General features: G+C 62.4%; 20 protein-coding genes. 9 read left to right on the top strand and 11 right to left on the bottom strand.

From position 1 onward, the window contains the following. Positions 1-91 precede the first annotated feature (91 nt). The 3 genes from GKIL_RS15320 (at position 92) to GKIL_RS15330 (ending at position 2,993) form a co-directional block, all read left to right on the top strand. The gene (locus GKIL_RS15320; RefSeq protein WP_023174636.1) at positions 92-361 is read left to right on the top strand and encodes a hypothetical protein; all 270 of its coding nucleotides are present in this window, start codon (positions 92-94) and stop codon (positions 359-361) included. Between the two features lie 119 nt (positions 362-480). Next, the gene (locus GKIL_RS15325) at positions 481-2,643 is read left to right on the top strand and encodes a transglycosylase domain-containing protein (RefSeq protein WP_023174637.1); all 2,163 of its coding nucleotides are present in this window, start codon (positions 481-483) and stop codon (positions 2,641-2,643) included. Then, on the top strand, positions 2,640-2,993 hold the full coding sequence (locus tag GKIL_RS15330; RefSeq protein WP_023174638.1) for a translation initiation factor: 354 nt from the start codon (positions 2,640-2,642) through the stop codon (positions 2,991-2,993). Before GKIL_RS15325 ends, GKIL_RS15330 begins: the two co-directional genes overlap by 4 nt. Before the next feature lie 294 nt (positions 2,994-3,287). On the opposite strand, the gene GKIL_RS15335 is transcribed toward GKIL_RS15330, so the two are convergent. Continuing rightward, positions 3,288-3,935, bottom strand: coding sequence for a Uma2 family endonuclease (locus GKIL_RS15335; RefSeq protein WP_023174639.1), 648 nt, complete (start codon positions 3,933-3,935; stop codon positions 3,288-3,290). Positions 3,936-4,073: 138 nt separating this feature from the next. Between GKIL_RS15335 and GKIL_RS15340 the strand changes: the two genes are divergently transcribed. Next, on the top strand, positions 4,074-4,682 hold the full coding sequence (locus GKIL_RS15340) for a rhomboid family intramembrane serine protease (RefSeq protein ID WP_023174641.1): 609 nt from the start codon (positions 4,074-4,076) through the stop codon (positions 4,680-4,682). Here GKIL_RS15340 and GKIL_RS15345 read toward each other — a convergent pair. Further along, entirely contained in the window at positions 4,676-6,109 is a 1,434-nt protein-coding gene (locus GKIL_RS15345; protein WP_023174642.1) for a CCA tRNA nucleotidyltransferase, read from the bottom strand. The two genes, GKIL_RS15340 and GKIL_RS15345, sit on opposite strands and share 7 nt — an antisense overlap. A gap of 338 nt (positions 6,110-6,447) precedes the next feature. Between GKIL_RS15345 and GKIL_RS15350 the strand changes: the two genes are divergently transcribed. Next, positions 6,448-7,014, top strand: a complete 567-nt coding sequence (locus GKIL_RS15350; RefSeq protein WP_023174643.1) for an RNA-binding protein — start codon at positions 6,448-6,450, stop codon at positions 7,012-7,014. Between the two features lie 70 nt (positions 7,015-7,084). On the opposite strand, the gene pheT is transcribed toward GKIL_RS15350, so the two are convergent. Continuing rightward, complete coding sequence (pheT, locus tag GKIL_RS15355; RefSeq protein WP_023174644.1) at positions 7,085-9,442, bottom strand: phenylalanine--tRNA ligase subunit beta; 2,358 nt, start codon at positions 9,440-9,442, stop codon at positions 7,085-7,087. A 275-nt stretch (positions 9,443-9,717) separates the two neighbouring features. Here pheT and rsmH point away from each other — a divergent pair, with 275 nt between their 5' ends. Genes rsmH through GKIL_RS15370 form a run of 3 tightly spaced genes read left to right on the top strand, consistent with a single transcriptional unit; the run spans position 9,718 to position 12,865 of the window. Further along, the gene (gene rsmH / locus GKIL_RS15360; protein WP_023174645.1) at positions 9,718-10,587 is read left to right on the top strand and encodes a 16S rRNA (cytosine(1402)-N(4))-methyltransferase RsmH; all 870 of its coding nucleotides are present in this window, start codon (positions 9,718-9,720) and stop codon (positions 10,585-10,587) included. After that, a complete protein-coding gene (locus tag GKIL_RS15365) occupies positions 10,584-11,009 on the top strand; it encodes a hypothetical protein (RefSeq protein ID WP_023174646.1) in 426 nt (141 codons plus the stop codon). Before rsmH ends, GKIL_RS15365 begins: the two co-directional genes overlap by 4 nt. Further along, entirely contained in the window at positions 11,009-12,865 is a 1,857-nt protein-coding gene (locus tag GKIL_RS15370) for a peptidoglycan D,D-transpeptidase FtsI family protein (RefSeq protein ID WP_023174647.1), read from the top strand. Before GKIL_RS15365 ends, GKIL_RS15370 begins: the two co-directional genes overlap by 1 nt. Here GKIL_RS15370 and rsmD read toward each other — a convergent pair. The 3 genes from rsmD to GKIL_RS15385 form a co-directional block, all read right to left on the bottom strand. Next, positions 12,820-13,395 (bottom strand): 16S rRNA (guanine(966)-N(2))-methyltransferase RsmD, encoded by a 576-nt coding sequence (gene rsmD, locus GKIL_RS15375; protein ID WP_023174648.1) that lies wholly within the window; start codon positions 13,393-13,395, stop codon positions 12,820-12,822. The genes GKIL_RS15370 and rsmD overlap by 46 nt on opposite strands. 426 nt (positions 13,396-13,821) lie before the next feature. Then, positions 13,822-14,166: a DUF3140 domain-containing protein gene (locus GKIL_RS15380; protein WP_023174649.1), complete on the bottom strand. Its 345-nt coding sequence runs from the start codon at positions 14,164-14,166 to the stop codon at positions 13,822-13,824. Beyond that, positions 14,163-14,387: a hypervirulence associated TUDOR domain-containing protein gene (locus GKIL_RS15385; RefSeq protein WP_023174650.1), complete on the bottom strand. Its 225-nt coding sequence runs from the start codon at positions 14,385-14,387 to the stop codon at positions 14,163-14,165. Before GKIL_RS15385 ends, GKIL_RS15380 begins: the two co-directional genes overlap by 4 nt. Positions 14,388-14,612: 225 nt before the next feature. Here GKIL_RS15385 and GKIL_RS15390 point away from each other — a divergent pair, with 225 nt between their 5' ends. Next, complete coding sequence (locus GKIL_RS15390; RefSeq protein ID WP_023174651.1) at positions 14,613-15,287, top strand: Uma2 family endonuclease; 675 nt, start codon at positions 14,613-14,615, stop codon at positions 15,285-15,287. A 50-nt stretch (positions 15,288-15,337) separates the two neighbouring features. Here the strand turns inward: GKIL_RS15390 and GKIL_RS15395 are convergent, their stop codons facing one another. From GKIL_RS15395 to GKIL_RS15415, 5 genes are read right to left on the bottom strand one after another with little or no spacing between them, the layout of a single operon-like run. Next, positions 15,338-16,969, bottom strand: coding sequence for a phosphodiester glycosidase family protein (locus GKIL_RS15395; protein WP_023174652.1), 1,632 nt, complete (start codon positions 16,967-16,969; stop codon positions 15,338-15,340). Then, positions 16,935-17,222 carry a DUF3007 family protein gene (locus GKIL_RS15400; RefSeq protein WP_023174653.1) on the bottom strand — a complete coding sequence of 96 codons (288 nt, stop codon included), beginning with the start codon at positions 17,220-17,222 and terminating at the stop codon, positions 16,935-16,937. The genes GKIL_RS15395 and GKIL_RS15400 overlap by 35 nt, the downstream gene beginning before the upstream one ends. Before the next feature lie 5 nt (positions 17,223-17,227). Beyond that, positions 17,228-18,037: a tyrosine-protein phosphatase gene (locus GKIL_RS15405; protein WP_023174655.1), complete on the bottom strand. Its 810-nt coding sequence runs from the start codon at positions 18,035-18,037 to the stop codon at positions 17,228-17,230. After that, positions 18,034-19,254: a tetratricopeptide repeat protein gene (locus GKIL_RS15410; protein ID WP_023174657.1), complete on the bottom strand. Its 1,221-nt coding sequence runs from the start codon at positions 19,252-19,254 to the stop codon at positions 18,034-18,036. Before GKIL_RS15410 ends, GKIL_RS15405 begins: the two co-directional genes overlap by 4 nt. A gap of 2 nt (positions 19,255-19,256) precedes the next feature. Continuing rightward, positions 19,257-20,330, bottom strand: a complete 1,074-nt coding sequence (locus GKIL_RS15415) for a polysaccharide biosynthesis/export family protein (RefSeq protein WP_023174658.1) — start codon at positions 20,328-20,330, stop codon at positions 19,257-19,259. Between the last annotated feature and the right edge of the window lie 6 nt (positions 20,331-20,336).

The following is a 20,336-nucleotide window of genomic DNA, read 5'->3' on the forward strand; positions in this document are numbered from 1 at the left end:
TGCGCCCGTTTGTGACAAGTTCTTGCACTTCTAAAGCCAGTTGGAGGTGGGCGGATATACTGGCCTGTGCCGAACAAAGAGATGATATTCGATGGAATTAGAGGCCCTACAGACGAAGCGTGAGCTCCTCTACCGCGAAGCCAGAGAAATTCATCAGCAGCGCCTTGTCATCGATCGCAACCTGCGTTGGGTTACCGGTACCGATCCGATGGCCTGCCAGCGCCGTTCTCTTTTACAGAGTGAGTTCGACGATCTGACAATTCATCTGCGGGCGCTCTCGGCACAGATTCGCTCCCTCAGCCAACAGATCGACCGCCGTCTGGCCCGCTCCGAAGTCTGGAAAAACGAAAATTCCGGCTGAGGTGCTGCGGCTGCTCGCGCGTGCGAGTCTTACCGTGCGGCGCAGCAGGTACCCTTAAGCTTCGATCATCTCCGCCTACAGTGGAAGAATCTGTTCCCTACCGGAGCTTGGGTGCGAGGATGGCTTTTCCGGATTCTTCTTTGGCGGGGGTGCGCAGTGCCGCTTCTGCAGGTGCCTTCTTGCGCAGCCATCGTCGGCAGATCTTGCTTGGCTTTTTGCTCACCCTGCTCGCCTCTTTGCTGGGCCTTGTGGTCGCCCTTTTTTGGGATCTGCCCTCCGCCGACGCCGTGCGCCACTACACCCCCGAAAATCAACTGCTCATCAAGGCGATGGACGGCTCGCTACTATACAACAGCGCCCAGGGACCGGCCAAGCAGGTGACTTATAAACAGATTCCCGACAGCTTGATCAAGGCAATCGTCGCCACCGAGGACCGGCGCTTCTACGATCACCAGGGCATCGACTGGCGCGGTATCGGACGCGCCATCGTCCGCGATGTGCAGGCCCGCTCGCTGCGCGAGGGCGGCTCGACGATTACCCAGCAGTTGGCGCGCAACTTGTTTTTGAACCAGCAGCGCACGCTCTGGCGCAAGCTCAAAGAGATCGTGATCGCCGCTCGCATCGAGCAGGAACTGTCTAAAGAAGAAATCCTCACCCTCTATCTCAACCAGATCTACTTCGGGTCCGGTGCCTACGGCGTCGCGGATGCGGCGCGCACCTACTTCAGCAAACCGATCGAGCGCCTGAGCCTGACAGAATCGGCGCTGCTCGCCGGTCTACCCCAGGCTCCAAGCCGCTATTCGCCGCTCATCAATAAATCCCTCGCCCGCAAGCGGCGCGACGCGGTGCTCAAGAACATGGTCGAGGTGGGCTATCTGCCCCGCCCCGGCTACGAGCAGGCCCGCAAGCGCCCGGTTGTCATCCGCCCAAGCGAGAGACCGCAACTGTTGCAGGCAGGCTACTTCAGCGCCTACATCCAGTCGCTGTTGCCGGACTTGCTCGATACCCAGACCGTACCCGGCGGGCTCACCGTCGAGACTACCCTCGATCCAAAGATGCAGGCGGCAGCCCAACGCACGCTCACAACCGCCCTTGCAAGCTACCGCGCAAGGCGCGTGAGCCAGGGAGCGCTCGTCACCCTCGATCCTGCTTCCGGCGAGATTCGGGCAATGGTAGGAGGCGGCGACTTTCAAAAAAGCCAGTTCAACCGGGCAGTACAGGCTCTGCGCCAGCCCGGTTCGACTTTTAAGGTCTTTGTCTACACCGCCGCCATCGAAAACGGCATCCGCCCCGAGGATGTCTACGTCGATCGGCCCCTGCGCTTTGGCCGTTACACCGTCAAGAACTACGACCGCCGCTACTACGGACCGATGACCCTGGTGGACGCCCTCAAAGAGTCGCGCAACACGATCGCCGTGCAGCTCTTTAACAAAGTGGGCGAGGCAAAGGTCGTCGATGTGGCCCGGCGCATGGGCATCCACAGCAAGTTGCAGTCCGGGGCGGCGATGGCCTTGGGCGCTTCCGACGTCAGCCTGCTCGAACTCACCAGCGCCTACGGCACCCTGGCAAGTGGGGGCCGCTACAGCGAGCCGGTGGCCGTCCGCCGCATCGTCGATAAAGACGGACGGCTGCTTTATAGCGCCGCCCGCCAGTCGCGCCCTGCCCTCTCCCCCGAAGTCACCTCGACGATGACCCGGATGCTCCAGCAGGTGATCGAAAACGGCACCGGACGGCGGGCGGATATCGGCAGACCAGCGGCGGGCAAGACGGGCACGACCGAAAATTACCGCGACCTGCTCTTTGTGGGCTACACTCCCCAACTGGTGACGGGCGTCTGGCTGGGCAACGACGACAACCAGCCCACGCGCGGCAGCAGTGGCCTCGCCGCCGCCCTCTGGGGCCGCTACATGGGTCAGGCTCTCGCCTCCTATCCGGAAGTAGACTTTCCTGATATCGGCGACAACGAACCACTGCCGGCCTCACCGCCCCAGGGCGAGGAGGAACCGGCAGCTGAACCGGACAGCAACCAACCCGACGAGCAGCCCAGATCGGACGATACCGACTGCGAGCGCGACGAGCAGGGGCAACTGGTCTGCTCCAACGCCGCCGGAACCGCCGCTCAGGAACCCTCTTCTCCTGCCGCCGCGCCTCAAAATGGACAGAACGGCGACAATCAAGGTTCTGCCCCGCCACCGGACAATCCCCTGCCTTCTCCCGAACTGGACCACGAGCACGCCCTGCCCGCTTCTCCAGCGCCAACCGATACGCCCCAACAGCCATGAGCCCCGATCGCATCGTCTATTCGACCCATCCCCGGCCCGAACCCCGCTGCGAGGGTTGTGGCGCGCCCCAATCCGAGTGCTCCTGCCCAGTAGCTGAAATTCCTCCTCGTAAACAGACCGCCCGGCTCGCCCACGACCGCAAACGTCGCCGGGGCAAAGTCGTGACCGTAGTGAGCGGCCTGCAACTTTCGGAAGTAAATCTCTCAGAACTGGCCAGATTGCTCAAAAACCGCTGCGGGGCCGGTGGAACCGTAAAAGACGACGAGATCGAAATCCAGGGCGAGCACCGCGACAAAGTGGCAATGATTCTACAGGAACTGGGCTACAAGACAAAACTCGTGGGCGGATGACAGTTAGCTAAAGGGCTAAAACAGACTCGGCGCATCCAGGGCGCGATCGATCAACTGCTCCGCCTGGTTTCGGCTTATGGTAGGAGCCTTACAGGATCGAGCAGGCTTTGCCGCAGTGACAGTGACATCGCTCATCCTCCGGCCTATGTAATGAGAGCGCGCGGATAAACAATTGCCTCTCTATCCCCGGCGGTCCGCAGGTTGCTCAAGTCCAGTGTGGCTCTCGCAATCCGTGCTCTTCGAGGGGATGGTAGTGAAAGTCTCGCGGGAACGAACTTGAATCGGGGGCAATTATCAGTAAGAAAGTTGTCGGTGAATCCAGGTGCGCAGTTGCTGAATAGTCGCGTTGTGGCCGCGCTCGTCGGCCATCTGCAAAAATACTGGCAACTGCGCTATCGGTAGTCCGGCAAAGGCACGGCTTTGAAGAGACGGCTGGTAGCTGGTGCCATCGAACTGATGTATCTCCAGCCTCCCACTGCGGTAGAGCCAGATTTCCGGTACCTGCAGCGCCGCGTAAAGCGGGAACTTTGGCGCGGAGCTACTGGCGATATCGACCTCGACAATCAAATCTGGGGGCGGATCTTGATTGAGATCGACTTCTCTATTTTGCTGGACGATGGCGCGGATCACTGCTTCGTTCTGGATATAAAAACACGAATCCGGTTCGACACCGGCCAGTGGCTCCAACTTCCAGGTGGTCGAGCCGAGGGCGTAGATCTCCAGCCCCAGTTCTTCGCTGAGGGTGATCACAAATCTTTCAAGCAGTCGGTTCACCTGCTCGTGCTTAGATGACGGATTCATAACTTCGAGCACCCCCCGATAGTAAGCAAGACGGGTCGAGCTGCGATCGCCCAACTCAGCGAGCAGATGCTCGAACGTTTCCCAGGAGATGGGCTGCAGCGCGATGCGCTGGGTAGGGTCCGTCGATAAAGTCGTGACCATCGTGCGCTTCTACGAATGGGGCTTTGGCAGATAGATATGCCAAGGATATCAGGCGGCAACTCGGCTCGACGCGGGTGCGCACCCGGTCATCCCTAAGATAGGATCAACCTACTCTTCAATCACTGCGCGAGAAATACTATGCTCAGCAACAGCAAAGGTCAGCCGTCACTCGCTCGCACCGTCAAAAGCCAGGCCACGATTCTCGGGGGAACGGTGGCCAGCTTCTGGGCACTCGAGATCTTCGATCAATTCCTGCCGCGCAGCCTCTCGCTCGACAACTGGGGCATTCACCCCCGCGATGTCCACGATTTGCTCAATATCTTTTTTGCGCCCTTCTTGCACGTTGGCTTTGCCCATCTCATCGCCAACACGGTGCCCTTTGTCGTGCTGGGCTGGCTCATCATGGTGCGCAGTGTCCGGGATTTCTTTTTGGTCTCGCTCATCGGGATCATCGTCAGCGGCCTGGGGGTCTGGCTGTTCGGCGATCCCAACTCGGTGACGGTCGGGGCGAGTGGGGTGATCTTCAGCTACCTGGGCTTTTTGCTGTTGCGGGGCTACTTCGATCGCAGCTGGCAGTCGATCGCGATTGCCCTGGTGGTCGGGTTTTTCTTCGGCGGTGCGCTCTGGGGAATGCTGCCGGTGCAGACGGGCATCACGATGATCTCCTGGCAAGCCCATCTGTTTGGATTTATCGGCGGGGTGCTCGCCGCCTGGCTGCTCACCTCGCGCCGCCGCACTGCCTACTGAGGGCGTTCGGCCAGCGCCAGTTTTTGGGCGAGCGCCAGTGCCTGCTCGCGATCGGCGACTTCACCGGTTGCCTGGGCTTCTTGAATGGCGGCCAGTAGCCTGCCCACGATTGGCCCCGGTGGCAGGGCAAGGGCGCGCATCAGGTCGCGTCCGTCGAGCAGCACCGGCGGATGGGCGAGCGGGTCGGCTGGGGTGTAGTAGTGCTCCAGCAGCAGGTGGGTGAGTGCTTCGGCCCGCTCGAAGTCAGCAGCCCTCACCAGCGGACCACGGGTGGAGCGGCGATCGGCGAGGGCGAGCACGAGCAGGGCCGGCAGCATCTCCCCCAGATCGCGGCAGAGGCGGTAGATCGCCCGGCGGCTGGGGGGCAGGTGGGAGGCGAGGTGGCCGGGGCGCAGGTGGTGCTGCACGAGGGCTGTGACCCAGCGCTCCTCCTCGCGGCTACACTTGAGCCGCTGCAGGACCGTGCGGCTCATCTGGGCTCCGAGGGTCTCGTGAGCGGGGAAGCTGAGGGAGCCCGTCAGGGCGTCGCGCTGCTGGGTGGCGGGTTTGGCGATGTCGTGCAGCAGGGCGGCGAGTTTGACGAGGGTGGCGACGCTGTGGCCGCCGCTTACCTGCCGCTGCAGATCGCTTGTCAGAAATTGGCCAAAATCAGCGATCGCACCGTCCACCTGACGGACCACCTCGAAGGTGTGGGCGACGAGCGGAAGGTGGTGATAGTCGCTCGGACCGATAGGCTCCATCGCCGCCAGTTCCGGCAACCAGAAAGCAAAAAGCCCATCGCCGTAGGCCGCTTCGAGGGCGTCAGCCCCCGGGGGGCTTGCGAGCATTGCGCACAGCTCCTCGCGCACCCGCTCTGCGGAGACGTGGGCAAGCAGAGGGGCGTGAACGGTGAGCCAGCCCTGGGTCTGAGAATCGATCGTCAATCCCAGCTGGGCCTGAAGCCGGTGGGCGCGCAGGAGCCTGAGCGGATCGTGGGTCAAGTTGGCCTCGCTGATGGCCCGCAACCGCCCAGCCTCAAGATCGGCCAGACCACCGCACGGATCGACCAGTTCCCCGGTGCGCAGATCCCAGGCTAAGGCGTTCATCGTGTAGTCGCGGCGCGCCAGATCCGCCCTGAGATCTTCTCCCTGCTGGCGGGCAAAGTCGAGGGTGAGGCCACCGGCGAGCACCAGGCGGACGATCTCGTTTTCGGCATCGAGCAGGGCAAAACCCGCCTTGAGGTGCCGGGACAGAGCGCGGGCACGATCGATCACTGGACCGGGGGTGACAAAATCGAGGTCGATCGGTGCGCGCTCCCGGCCCAGTAGAGCGTCGCGCACGCTGCCACCCACCAGAGCAATCGGTCCCGGCCACAGAGCCAGATCGAAGGGGATGCGCTCGCAAAGGGGCTGCAGTGCCTGTGCAAAATTTTGAGAGGGGCTGCCCATTTACAGGAGTTTGCGCTAGTCTGGATCAGGCCGAGCGGGGTTCGCACCACCGCGTCAGGCTGGACCCAGCAGGTCCACAGCACCCACCGTAACTCAGACTCGCTCGGATTCAGGCTTTATCCCTACCCATGTCATCCTTGCCCCCTGTCGGACGGTTGCGGTCGTGCCTCTCTGCTGTGCCTGCCAGAGTTTGTGCCGGGCAGCAAATCTCGTCTTCACACCGATTAGATCGCCTTTTTGGCGACAAAAGGGCTAGAACCGTAGGGGCGGAAGATTTCCTGCCGCTCCCTGTCTCGCTGTCGTCTTGTGTTCCTGGTTACTCGCATTAGGAGTTTTGTATGTCCGTTCGTCTTTACATTGGTAACCTGCCCGAGGAGGTTACCCGTCAGGAGCTGGAGAGCTTCTTTGCACCGGTGGGCAATGTCGTCTCCCTCAAGGTGATCACCGATCGCAAGACCAACAAGTGCCGGGGCTTCGGTTTTCTGACCGTGCCCAGCCCGGAGGTGGCCGATAGCTTTATCGAACAGTTCAACGGTGCCACCTTCAAAGACGCCACCCTGCGCGTCGAAAAGGCCCAGCCCAAGACCAAGGGCGAGCGCTCCGAAGAAGGCGGCAGTGCGCCTGCCGAGTCAGAAGCCGCTGCTGTCTCCACAAGCGAACCGGGTAGTGCTCCCGAACAGCCCCAGCCTGCTCCGGCGCGTTCGACGGCTACCCCGCTCATCAGCACTGGCCGTTCGCCCATCCGCAAAAACGACAAGCAGCGCCAGAACGACAGCCGTCGCCGCGACAGCAACCGCGAGCGGCCTGCGGTCACGACCACTTCCTCCGACGAGGCCAATCAGCCCGATCCGCGTTGGGCCGACGCCCTGCGGGACATCCGCCGCCAGCTGACGGCCAAGGCGTAGTTCACGCCCGACCAGGAACACCATTTTCAGGCGGTTCGAGGCAGGCGTATGCCTCGAACCTTTTGCTTTTTTAACTGCGCGCTTCGATGTCGAAGCGGTCGATGAGCGCCTGACGGATGCGCTGGTGAACGCTGTTCACTTCTTCTTCGGTGAGGGTGTGATCGCTGCGGTAGACCATCCGGAAGGCGAGGGAACGGCTGCCTTCCGGCACGCTGCTGCCCCGGTATTCGTCGATAAGCGCCACCGATTCAAGCAGTGGTTCGCCGTTGTCGCGAATCACCCGCTCGAACTCGAAGACAGTGGTCCCCTCGCGGGCGTAAAACGACAGGTCGCGATCGGAGGCGGGGTAGGGCGAGTAGGGCCGAAATTCGGCGGGGCGCTCGCGCACGACGGCGATCAAAAAATCGAGGTCGATCTCAAAGAAAAACGTTTGTTCCGGCAGATCGAGGCGGGCCGCCAGCCGGGGATGAAGCTGACCGATCACACCCAGCCGCTCGCCGTCGATCCACAGCGAGGCGGTGCGGCCAGGATGCAGCCTATCGTCCTGGCGATCGGCCTGGTACTCGACATCGATCTGCCAGGGCGAGAAGAGCGATGCGAGCACACCCTTGGCGGCGAACCAGTCGAAGTCTGGTGCTTTTTTTTGCCAGTCGCCGACGGTTGGCGCACCGCAGAGGACCGCCGCCAGCCGCTGCGACTCGAAGATGCCCTCGTCGGTCTTCAAAAAGACAATGCCAATCTCGAAGGCGTGCAGCTGGGCGGTGCCCTGGGAGCGGTTAAAGCGCAGGGTCTCGATCAGCCCATCGATCAAGTTGGTGCGCAGGCTATTGAGTTCGGCGCTCAAAGGATTGCTGAGGGCGACCGGATTTTGATCGCGGTCGGGGGCGAGGGAGTAGGTAACCACCTCGGTCAGACCCGCCCCCTGACAGATGGCCCGGATCTGGCGTTCGAGCTGGTCTTCGAAGGGCAGATAACCGCCGTCGGCAGGCGGCGGCAGCGTCGGCGCAAAGCGCTCATAGCCAACGATGCGGGCCACTTCTTCGATGAGATCGACCTCGCGCTCGATATCCCGCAGCCGGTGGCTCGGAACGCTCACCCGCAGGTGCTCGGGATTGGCCTGGACATCGAAGCCGAGGTCTTTAAGCACCTGGGCGATCTGGGCTGCTGGGATCTCCTCGCCCAGCAATCGGGCAAGGCGTTCGGGCCTGAGGACAAGGGTGCGGCCCTGGCGCTCGCGCCCATCGACAATTGCCTGGGCACTCACTCGCGCCCCAGCAAAGTCGATCAACAGCTGCAAAGCCCGGCCCAGGGCGTGTTCGAGGGCAAAACTATCGACCCCCCGCTCGTAGCGGGCCGAAGCTTCGCTGCGCAGGCCGAGGGCACGAGCGGAGCGGCGGGTAACGACCGGATCGAAGACGGCGGCTTCGAGGACGACGCTGGTGGTCTCGGGGCTGACCTCCGTCGCCTCGCCGCCCATCACCCCGGCTACAGCCACAGGCCCATCGGCGGCGGTGATGAGCAAGTTGACCGGCTCCAGGCTGCGGTCGGTGCCGTCGAGGGTGCGCAGGTGCTCTCCCTTGCGGGCAAAGCGCACCCCGAGGGGCCGGGCGGCCAGTTTGTCGGCGTCGAAGGCGTGCAGCGGCTGCCCCCACTCAAGTAACACGTAGTTGGTGATATCGACGAGGTTGTTGATCGAGCGCATCCCGGCTTTTTCGAGGCGCTCCACCAGCCAGGCGGGCGCAGGTCCGACCCGGAGACCCTCAAGCAAAGTGGCGGTGTAGATAGGGCAGGCATCGGGCGCTTCGACCCGGACTGCGAGCGCACCCTCGCCCACCGCCGGGGGATGGGCAATCGGCAGGCGCAGCAGGCCGCCGGTGAGGGCTGCCACCTCGCGGGCGATACCGATGATGCTCAGCGCGTCGGCCCGGTTGGCCGTCGAGGCGATGTCGAGGATGACATCGTCGAGCTTGAGCAGAGGCCGCACGTCCGCTCCAAGGGGCAGATCGCTTTGAGAAAAGATATAGATACCGTCGGACTCTTTTTCGAGTCCCAATTCTGCCAGCGAGCAGAGCATTCCCTCGCTGGGCACCCCCCGGATCGTCGTGCTGCGCAGTTTGAGATCTTTGATGGGCAGATAGGTGCCCACCGTCGCCACGGGCACATAGATATCGGCGCGGGCGTTCGGGGCACCGCAGACGATATTGAGCAGGCGGCCACTGCCCGTATCGACCTGGCAGACCCGCAACCGGTCCGCCTGGGGATGGGGAACGCATTCGAGCACCCGCCCGACGACCACACCGTCTGCCCAGGTGCGCCGATCTTCGATGTCCTCGACTTCAAAACCGGCCATAGTCAGCTTCTCGGCCAGTTCGACCGCAGTAAGGTCAAAGTCTACATATTCTCGCAGCCAGTTGATCGAAACGCGCATGGAACGAGCCGGACGATGGAGCCTTTCGATGCTATCAGTTCTCCCGGTGAGGGTGGAGCGGAGCCCAAAAATCGCCCTTCGCTTTTAGGCAGTGAAAAAGGTGTAGCAGGTATCTCGCCCCCACTACCCTGAACAATGGACCCACCCAACTGTCAAAAATAGCGACGAGCGATTTTGAAGATATCGACTGCTAAAAATAAACGACAAGACTTGACAGAAACCTCTCAGTTTTTTTAGTCTGTCACAAGGTTATCCAGACGTGGTTTGCTCTCCTCGTGGATCTGCTGCATCGCCCTGTTCTATTAGAAGAAACGATTGCCGGTTTGCAGGTGCGCTCGGGGGGCGTCTACCTCGATGCCACCGTTGGCCTGGGTGGCCATTGCGAGGCGATCTTGCGCACCGAGCAGACCCGCGTCGTCGCCCTCGATCAAGACAGTGCTGCCCTCGAGCTGGCCCGCGAGCGACTTGCGGCCTACGCCGACCGCATCCGCTTCGTCCACATCAATTTTGCTGAATTTGCGCCGCAGGGCGAAGATTTCGACGGTATCGTCGCCGATCTAGGGGTCAGTTCGATGCAGCTCGACAATCCCGATCGCGGTTTTTCCTGGCGCTTTGAGGCACCCCTCGACATGCGCATGAACGAGCAGGCAGTGGGTGAGACGGCGGCAGACTTGATCAATACCAGCAGTGCGACCGAGTTGAGCGATCTGTTCTGGCGCTACGGCGAGGAGCGCTTTTCCCGGCGGATCGCCCGGCGGATCGTCGAGCGTCGGCCCTTGCGCACGACAACCGAACTGGCGTCGGTGGTTGCCTCCGCCGTTCCTGGCCGCCAGAGCATCCATCCGGCCACCCGCGTCTTTCAGGCGCTGCGCATCGCCGTCAACGATGAACTTGTTGCCCTCGATGCGTTTTTGACCCACAGTCCCGACTGGTTGCGCCCGAACGGACGCATCGCGATTATCAGCTTCCACAGCCTCGAGGACCGGCCAGTCAAGCATCGCTGGCGGGCCGATCCGCGCCTTGAGGTGCTCACCCGCAAGCCCATCAGCGCCTCCGAGGCAGAGGTGCGCGCCAACCCCCGCGCCCGCTCCGCCCGCCTGCGCATTGCCCGCCGCCTTTCACCCAGTGAGGAGTCCCAACCGTGAACGCCCTGCCCCAAAGCCAGCTACCGCCTACCCCACCGGCTACCCTGCTGCCACTTGAACGGCCCCTGCCGCTGGGCGCGCTGCGCACCTGCGCCTGGCTGCGCACTGCCCAGCGCGCTGCTGCTGCTGTACTGCTAATGTTGATTGTCGCTATCTGCGCGCTCTACTGGTGGACTTTCCAGACCCAGGCGCGCTGGGAAGAGGACTACCGGCAACTGATAAACTTGCGCACGCAGTCGCGGCAGCTTGCCGTGCTCAACGAAGCGCTCACCGGCGATCTGGCGGGCAGTGTCGCCCTCAACACTCCCCTGCGCGTCGCCACCCCAGCCCAGACGCTGAGCGTTCCGGCTGCCCTCGAACGGCCCCTCAAGCAATTGTCCGAACCACCCGCGTATACCCTCGACATCCCGGCAGGTTATTGATGCGCGATCTTCGTAGACAGACCACCTCCCGCTTGTGGCTGGTGGGCATCGGCGTATTGGCCGGAGCCGGGGCTTTAGGTTGGAAGCTTTACGACCTCCAGGTGATCCAGGCCAGTACCCTGCAGAACCGGGCGGCAGCCCAGCGCGAGCGCACCATCGCTGCCGACAGGCCCCGCGCCGGGATCTTCGATCGGCGCGGCGTAGCTCTCGCCCTCGACCAGCCCATCTACGATCTCTACGTCCATCCTTTTTTAATCGACGCCGAAGCGCGCGACCGCGCTATCCGGCAGGCCGCCAAAGTCAAGACCAAAGGCATCGACCGCCAGGCACTCGCTACCAGATTGACTTCTCAAAACCGCCAGGAACTTTACACTCAGATGGCGAGCACCCTGGCGGCCACAAGCGGCAAACCCACCGCCCAGATTGCCCAACTCCTCTCCCAGCCCAAACGTACCGTGGCGATCGCCAGGGGTCTGAGCGAAACGGCCCACGACCAGCTGCTGGCAGCAAAGCTACCCGGCCTCGAATTCAACACCCGCCGCCGGCGCTACTACCCGGACGGCCTCAACAGCGCGGCGGTGATTGGCTTTATCAACTACGACGGCCAGGGTCAGGGCGGCGTCGAGCAGTACTACCACAAAAAGCTGAGCGCCAAGGCGGCGAGTTACCCGGTGACGATGGGTCCGCTCGGCCTGCCTCTAGCCGCTTCGCTGCCGGCTGAGGCGCTGGCCGATCCCCAGCCGGGCCGCCTGGTGCTCACGATCGATTCTCGTGTGCAGCGCGCCGCCCGCATCGCCCTCGATCGCGGCGTCAAGGCCAACCGGGTGAGCCGGGGCACAGCGATCGTGCTGGAGCCCCAGAGCGGCGAGATTCTGGCTCTCGCCGTCTCCCCGAGCTTCGACAACAACCACTACGGCCAGTTTGCGCCTTCTACTTATAAAAACTGGGCAGCAAGCGACCTGTACGAGCCGGGTTCGACATTCAAGCCCATCAACGTTGCCCTCGCCCTGAGCGCCGGTGCGATCCGGCCCGATACGACCATCTACGACTCTGGTTCGCTGAGTTTTGGCCGCTACACGATCAGCAACTACGACCACAAGGGCCGGGGCAGCCTCGATGTCACCCACGTGCTGATGTTCTCCGACAACATCGGCATGATCCGCCTGATGCAGCACATGCAGCCGGGCTTTTACTACGACCGCCTGCGCGAGATAGGCATCGGCCACAGCAGCGGCATCGACCTGCCCGGCGAGACGCGGGGCATCATCACCAACCGCACCCAGTTCGTCAAGTACCCGGTGCAGATGGCGACGGTAGCCTTTGGCCAGGGTGTGGCCCTCACGCCATTGCAGCTGGCACGGCTGCACGGAGCGATCGCCAACGGCGGCACCGCCATCACACCCCACATCGTCCGCGACTTTGAAGACGAAGACGGCAAAGTGCTCTGGAAACCCGAACTGCCGGCGAGCAAACCGATCTTTACCCCCGAAGCTGCAGCCCAGGTGCGCCAGATGATGCTCCACGTCGTCGAGGAGGGCACCGGCAAACCGGCGCGCATTCCCGGCTACCGGATCGGGGGCAAGACCGGCACCGCTCAAAAGGCCAACATCGGCGGTCGAGGCTATCTGGCCGGTAAAAAGATCACCAGTTTCGTCGGTTACCTGCCCGCCCTCGCACCGCGCTACGTGGTTCTCGTCGTCCTCGACGAACCTAAATCCGAGAACGCCTTCGGCTCGACCACTGCCGCTCCCATCGTCCGCGAGATCTGCCAGGATCTGATCTCTTATGGCAACCTCGCTCCGAGCCATCCTCAGGAGTTGCACCCAGGCGCAGGATCGGCGGCCAAAAAACGGTAGTAACTTACCGCCGTGCTGCCGTAGACGCGCCGATCGATGCGCACCAGCGTTTCTATTTGTTCTGGCAGGTCCGGCAGGTCATCGCTGTGCTCGGCAGCCAGTTCGCCGTCGGCAACGAGCAATTTTGCGTCGGCAATCGCAGCGAGCACCGGCGCGTAGAGGGCGCTTCTGTAGGGCGGATCGAAGTAGATCAGATCAAAAGTTCTGATGGCTTTGACCAGGCGGGCAATGCCGGCGAGTACGTCGGCTTTCCAGATCGTGCCCCTGCCGGGAGCGACTTTTTCCCAGTTGAGGGCAGCAATCCGGGCAGTGGCTGCCGAAAGTTCGATGCCAAGGGCTTCCTGGGCTCCCCGCGCCAGAGCCTCCGCTCCCATCGAACCCGCTCCAGCGCACAGATCGAGCCAGCGGCAGCCGTCTATGCGGTCGTGCCAGCGCCCAAAGACTGCCGAGCGCACCCGGCCCAGGGTTGGTCGGGTTTCAAGCCCGCTTGGGGTGCGCAGGAGCCGGTTGCCGTAGATGCGAAGACTCATCTGATGACGAAGCTAAAACATTTTCCCCACCTCTCCTCACCCCCCCTGCCCCCCCTCTCCTCTCCTGCCCCGCCGGGCAGGGGAGAAAAGGGGGGGTTCACTGTAACTGGGCTGCCATCGGGCAGGGTGAAGTCAGTTGCAGGCTCGTCCTCTCTAGCTCGACTTCGTCGAGTGAGTCTGCTCCCAGGTCTGGTACAAAATTGTTGCTGTACATAAGGGCTGACATGCTCTTCAACAATTATCTACAAGATCATCCTGTGACGAAGCAAAAACCCGGCTAGCAGTGGCGAGGAATGCAGGATAACACCGTACCAGAAACACACGCTGACGATCCAGTGTTGCCGGATGCAGCTTGTAGAGATAATTTTATATGGGCAAGGGTAGAGGCTGAGAGGCGTCCTCAGCCTCGCATCGGACAGACAGGTTCTACGATTTGAGCGGATCGTGGCCCCAATTCATCAGTGAGTAGCGCCAGCGGCTGTGCTCGATGTCGCCGCCAGGCTTCTGGGCCATGTGGCGGTGGACGTAGCTCACCACCCGCCGGATCTGGTGCAGGTCGTCTTCGGTGTAATCGGCGGATTTTTTGGTGAGCAGTTCAACGATCGCCTCTCCGGAGTGATGGCCGATCGCTTCGCTGTCGCCCGCTTTTTTCTGGCCGACAGATTGTGACTCGTCTGTTTCTAGCCAGTTGCGCAATTCTTTTGCCGACATGTTGACTGCGCTGCGAAACTCTTCGATCGCGGTCTTATCGTCTTTTTGTGTGGTGGTCATTTCTTGTCCCCCTTCAGTTTCTTCAGCGCTTCCGGCTTGTGGGCCGCTTCTTCACCGGTCTTGTCGCTCACGACCAGATACTGGGGTTCCTCCTCGGAAGCGTTGACCTTGTGGTCCTTGATGTGGGTCGGGGAGGTCAGTTTTTGCTTGATTTTTCCGATGGAGGTGCCGCCTGAGCTGTGCCACTCGACGCGGTCGCCAACTTTTAGAGTGTCAGACATAAAAAGGGCTCCATTGTTCACTCGATCGTCGCCTCAGACGAACACTCAGCCCTGCCCCTCTAGATGGAAATCAGCGACCTCAGCGCGGACAGAGCCCGAGGCCGTTGTGGATGGTGCGCAGGCCCAGCAGGTACACGCCGGTCAAAAGTCTGCTGGAGGTAACAACCCACATGCTGGCACCGCCGCTGCGTCCTCGGCCACGAACAGGGCATAATTGGTGTGCCCATGCTGCGTTCTTATCCCAAATTTGTGCCCGTACTTGTTGCGCTTGACTGTATTGAGCTGGAGCCCGGCAGCACAGTGACGATTCACGGCCTGGGCTGGGAACAGTTTGAAGCCTACCTGGAGGAACTGGGTGAAGGCCGTTCCGCTCGCATCGCTTACTTTCACGGCGCTCTGGAAATCATGGCACCATTACCCGCCCATGAACGTCCCCACCGCTTCATCGCTGACGTGGTTAAGGCCATCCTCGATGCCCAGGGACGAGACTGGGAAGACTTCGGCTCGACGACATTCAAAAAAAAGACAGCCGATGCTGGATTAGAGCCGGATACCTGCTTTTACATCCAGAATGCACAGCGGGTGCGCAATTGTCTGCGGATGGACCTGGAAGTTTATCCACCGCCGGACCTCGCGATTGAGGCCGACCTGACATCCACAACGACACTTGCGGCTTACCAGGCTTTACAGGTGCCGGAAGTCTGGATCTACAGCCAGAATCGGCTCACCATCCATTTGCTGCGCGACGACCGCTACGAGCAGTCTCAGACCAGTGAAGTTTTTGGCGATCTACTTGTTGCCCAAGCCATCCCCCGATTGTTGCAGCAGGCGCTTCAGCAGGGCAGCAGCCAGGTATTGCGGTCACTGCGCACTCGCCTTGCCGAGGGCAAGGAGCTGTAAATCGAAGAATTGAAGCCCAAAAAAAGACAGCCTCGGCAACCACTGCTGTTTTAGCGGGGCCAGAGTCCGAGGCCGTTGTGAATGGCGCGCTCGAAGGCACCAGCTTCGCGATCGCGCAGGTGACTGCCGAGATAAAAGGCGCTGGAGCCACCGCCGTCGAGGTTGAGGGCGTCGCTGACCCCCAACTGGAGCAGGAGGCGGGCGAGCGCTTCGAGGGAGAGACCAGCGGCTGTGCCGTCATGGCAGGCAACGATGAGTAGTCCCTGGCTGCCCCGTCTGGCGATCACCGTGCGGGCGACGCCGGGGGCGCGCACGTCCGGCTGAAAGCGCTCCGCCGTCGCATCGAGAACGATCTGCCCGTCTTTTATCAAGAGCGGTCCCGCCTGCAACAGCGAGCCGTCGCCACTGGGAACGATATCCAATTGAGCGGTGGCACCGGCCAGGGTACGCACCTGGGCGCGCAGAGCCTCGCTGCGGGCCACCAGCAACTGAGCATCCGCTGGAATCGGCACCTCCTGATTTGGGCTTGCTGACTCAAAGACGCTCTCGATCCGACCGGCGCGCACCAGGGCCAACGTTTCACCCGTTCGCCCCCGGTAGGTGCTGCCCCAATCCGGGGTGTAGAGGGCGAATCCGTTACCGGCCACAGTGCTGTTAAAAGCTGCAACGGGAAACAGCCGATCGTTCAGGCGGATCGAAGCACTCCAGTTCAGGCGATCGAAGCCCGGTAGATTGTCCTGCCAGTTCACGGCTCCGCGCGGGGGCAGGCCCGCGACGCTGCTGGTCCACCAGCGCCCGGTGGCGCGCAATGCTCCGAGTGCTTCGGCGGTGTTGCGGTTAAAAAAGCTGCCGTTAATCGCTGCCCAGGCCCCCTGAGCGGCGGCCAGAGTGCTGAGAGCAGTCAGTTCGTGCAGGTTCGTAGCGGAGCGCAAAAGTCCCAGGCGCATCCGCGTCGGGTCGAACTCGGCCACCATTAGCCGCTGCGGCAGTCCTTCCCAGACGGTGCGAATCTCGCGGTAGCTGAGGCCCGCTCCCCAGTTTTGGACGCGCTCGAAACGGCCACTGCGCCGCCATTCGAGCACCAGCCGGGCGGGAGCGGCGAGGGTGCTGACGAGCGGATAGCTGCCCGGCGGCGCGACAAAGACCAGTTCGCTCTGGGCGGGACCGACCGTAAGCTGCAGACCAGGAGGGCCTTCGAGCGGGGCAACTGGCGTCGCCTGCACACTCAGACGCAGGCCGGTTTCGGTTGGAATCACCTCGTAAAAAGCGGGCCGGTCCAGTTCGATGACCCAGCGCAGGTTGTCGGCATCCGGCAGTGGGCGCAGAGCCTGGATGTGGGCCTGGGGCAGGTCCAGGCGCACCTGGGTTGCCTGGACGGTGCCTGCTGCCCCAGTCAGTTGCTGGACCTGTTCGAGGGGGAACCGCCGGGCCGGGCCGTCCAGCACCCGCAGGTCGAGTTGTTGACCAAAAAATCGCACCGGCTGGCTGTCCGGCTGGGGAGCGTCGAGCAATTCGACCCCGAGGCGCTTTTCGACCTCGAAGGCGTCAAGGGCGCGTCCGGCACTGAGGCTGAGCACCGGAGCCGCTACTACGGGAGCAAAGCTGGCGACGAGAAGACAGCTGACGGCTGTGCCGACAAGGGCGAGGCTAGCGGCTGCTCTTGGACGGATCAGCCTGGGCACCGGTTTGTTCTTCGCGGCGCTTGCGCAGCACCGCCTCCTTGTAGTTGCGCATCTGGGTGTTGAAGGTCATCTTGCGGCCTGCCACCCGGAAAACATAGCTGCCTGTCCAGACGACCAGGCCGACGACGAGAATGAGTTGCGCCCACAGACCAGCGCCGATGCGCGAGAGGCCGAATAGGGAGAGCAGGCCGTAGAGCAGACCGCCCACTACCAGAATGCCCAGTCCCCAGAGGAGCGCATCGATGCGGCGCATGGCACTTATACCCGCGAAAAAAGACGCGACCAGAAACCGCCGCCGCTCGCCTTCCGGCGCGTCGCTCCTGCTTCTGCTTCCAGATCATAGAGGGGAGCAGGAATTTCTTTAGAATCGAGCACGTACTGGGGATTGCGCTCCATCACTTCCCAGGCGCGATCCGGGCCGATGAGCGACTCGACCAGGGGACGGTTTTGCAAGGGAAAGAAGGCAGGACCGTCCGGGTGATGGGCGTCTGAGGCAACGATCTGAATCAGGCCGCGCTTGAGAAAGTCGTGGGCTGATTTTTGGGCGGAAGGACCATAGGCACCGTGCATACTGCCGGCGCTCATCACCGCCCGCACCCCCGACTGGATCATCGCCTCAAGGCGCTCGGGATGGTGGCGCAGACTGCGGTTGCGCTCGGGGTGGGCAAGCAGCGTCATCAGTCCTTTGGCCTGCAGCGAAAAGAGCAACTGCTCCATATAAAAAGGACAGTCTTGCTGGGGCAGATCGACGAGCAGGTAGGCACCGTCGGCCAGCGTCTGCAGTTCGCCCCGCTCGTAGCGCTCGCGCAGGTCGCCTTCTGGATAGGCTTCTTGACCGGGCAAAAGCTGAATATCGATGCCTTCGCGCTCGTAGGCCGCCTGCAACTGGCGCACGTAGTTCTGAATCTGGGAGGCCGTGTTCTCGTAGGTGCCCGGCATGTGGTGCGGGGTAATCGTCGCGGTGCGGATTCCGCCTGCGTAAGCCTTGCGCGCCAGCGCCAGGGCAACATCCCAGTCCTTGGGGCCGTCATCGACTCCAGGAACAAGATGTACGTGTAGATCGATCACCGGGTCACCTCCTGTATCTTTCTAAGATCCGCTTGCAGTTGGGCGAGCGCTGCAGAGGGAATAAGCGGATTGTCGAGCGCCTTTTTAAGCTGGTCGGCTGCCTCTGTCCGGTTGCCCAGACGAACGAGGGCCAGCGCCAGGTTCCGGCGCGCCTCCCAGTAATTGGGTTCAAGCTGGAGAGCCTGCTCGAACTGGGGGACCGCCTCGCGCTCGCGGCTGCTGTCGAGGTAGAGTACGCCGAGGTTGTTGTAGACCTGAGGTAGTCTGTCGTTGACAGCCAGGGCGCGCTGGTAGGCCGCTACCGCCTCGTCCATCTTACTCTGCTGTCGGCGAACGACCCCGAGATTGCTCCAGGCTTCCGCATAATTGGGGTCAAGGGAGGTCGCCCGTTCCAGGGCCACCGCCGCCTGATCGTAGAGTTTCAGTTTGCTGAGGGTGACGCCCAGATCGTTCTGGATGCGCGCTGAAGCCGGATCGAGGGCTGCCGCCTCCCGCAGGGCTGCCGCCGCCGCTTCGGATTGATCTTGAGCGTTGTAGAGCGTGGCGAGCAACAGCCAGGAGCGGGCATCCATCGCCTTGAGGCGCACCGCCGCCTCCAGTTGGGCAATGGCGGCAAAGTCCTGGCCCGCATCGACCAGTAGCTGCCCGTAGGCCAGCCGGTAGCTGCCGTTCTCAGGCTCCAGATCGACCGCTTTTTGCCAGCTTGCGAGCGCCTGGGGCCTGCGCCCCAGCTGCTGCTGGATTCTGGCGAGCCGGGCGTAGACCGGAGCAGACTCCCCGGCCCCCTGCAAAAATGCCTGGTACTCGATCGCCGCTTCGCTGTAGCGCTTGAGCCCTTCGTAGACCGTGGCCAGGTTGAGCCGGTAGACCGGGTTGGTGCGATCGAGCTTGAGCGCCTGCCGGATCGCACTTAAAGCTTCGTCGTAGCGGCCAAGGGCGGCGAGGGCGACCGCCAGGTTGCTGTAGGCGTCGGCGTACTTGGTATCGAGGCGGACCGCCTGCCGGTAGGCGCTCACCGCCTCGCTGTTACGATTTTGCCGCCGGAGGCTGACGCCCAGGTTGTTCCAGAGGCGCGGCTCACGCGGCTGCGCCTTGAGGGCTGCCCGCAATTGCAACTCCAGCCCCCTGTCGGCTGCTTCTCCGGCGGCGGTGGCTGCCGGGGCGAGCGCCACCAGGAGCGCAAGGCAGACCGGCAGGACGCAGCGAGTCGAGAACATCTTCAATAGCGGAAGTTCCGGAAGATAAAAAACAAATTCGCGAAGGTGCTGACGGGCGCTGCGACGGTGTTGAGCCCGTTGAGCAATTCTCCTCCAAGGCTGCGGCGGACAATCACCGCATCTTGATCCTGCAGCTGCAGGTTCTGGCTCGCGTCGTTGTTGAAGGCCAGATTGCCGTTGACGATCCGATTTTTGACTCTGCCATCTCTCTGGAGCGACAACACTTCGACGCTCTCGGGTGCAGCGTAGTTGGTCATCCCGCCCGCTGCCGCGATCGCATCGAAGACCGTCGAGTGGGCATCGAGGTCAAAGGGGCCGACTTTGTTGACCTCCCCCAGCACGCGCACGCGGATCTTGGTGGGGGCGATCGTGCTGTAGCCAATCACCCGACTATCGATGGGGCTATCTGCTGCCACCTGTGGCACCAGCAGCACGTCGCCGTCTTTAAGGAGCATGTCCTCTTCGACCCTGCCCTCGTTCATCAGCCGCCAGAGGTCGATTTTTTTGACGATTACCTGGCCATCTACCGTCCGCCGCTCCAGGCGGATCGCACTCACATCCGCCCGGTTGGTCACACCGCCGGCGGCGGCGAGAGCGGCACTCACCGTGGGCAGGGTGTTGGCGTTGACGTTGGGGATGCTACCGGTTGCCAGAAGCGACTGCAGCTGGCGCGGTCCTGGCTGCAGCACTTCCCCAGAGACGGCGATGCGCAGGGGCCGTAGAGCCTGTACGGAGATGCTCACTTTTGGTTTTTTGATATATGCCGCGAGCCGCCGCTCCAGCAGAGCGCTCAGATCCGCGACCGTCTGGTTGGTCACTGGAACCGTACCCACCAGATAAACAGAGACCGTCCCATCCGGGAGGACGGGTTGCTCACTGCTAAATTCTGGTGAACCGAGGACGCTGATCTTGAGGCGGTCGCCGGGACCGAGCAGGTAGCCGTCTTGAGCAGCCGAAAGATCAAAACTTTGAACCGGCCCTGCGCCCTGCGGCTGGGCCAGCACCGGAGGAGCCGCCAGCAACAGCGGCGCAACCACCAGCAAAGAGGGCACTGCCCGGAAGGAATTTCTCGACATCTGTAA

It is taken from the genome of Gloeobacter kilaueensis JS1 (assembly GCF_000484535.1).
In the GTDB taxonomy this organism is placed as follows: domain Bacteria; phylum Cyanobacteriota; class Cyanobacteriia; order Gloeobacterales; family Gloeobacteraceae; genus Gloeobacter; species Gloeobacter kilaueensis.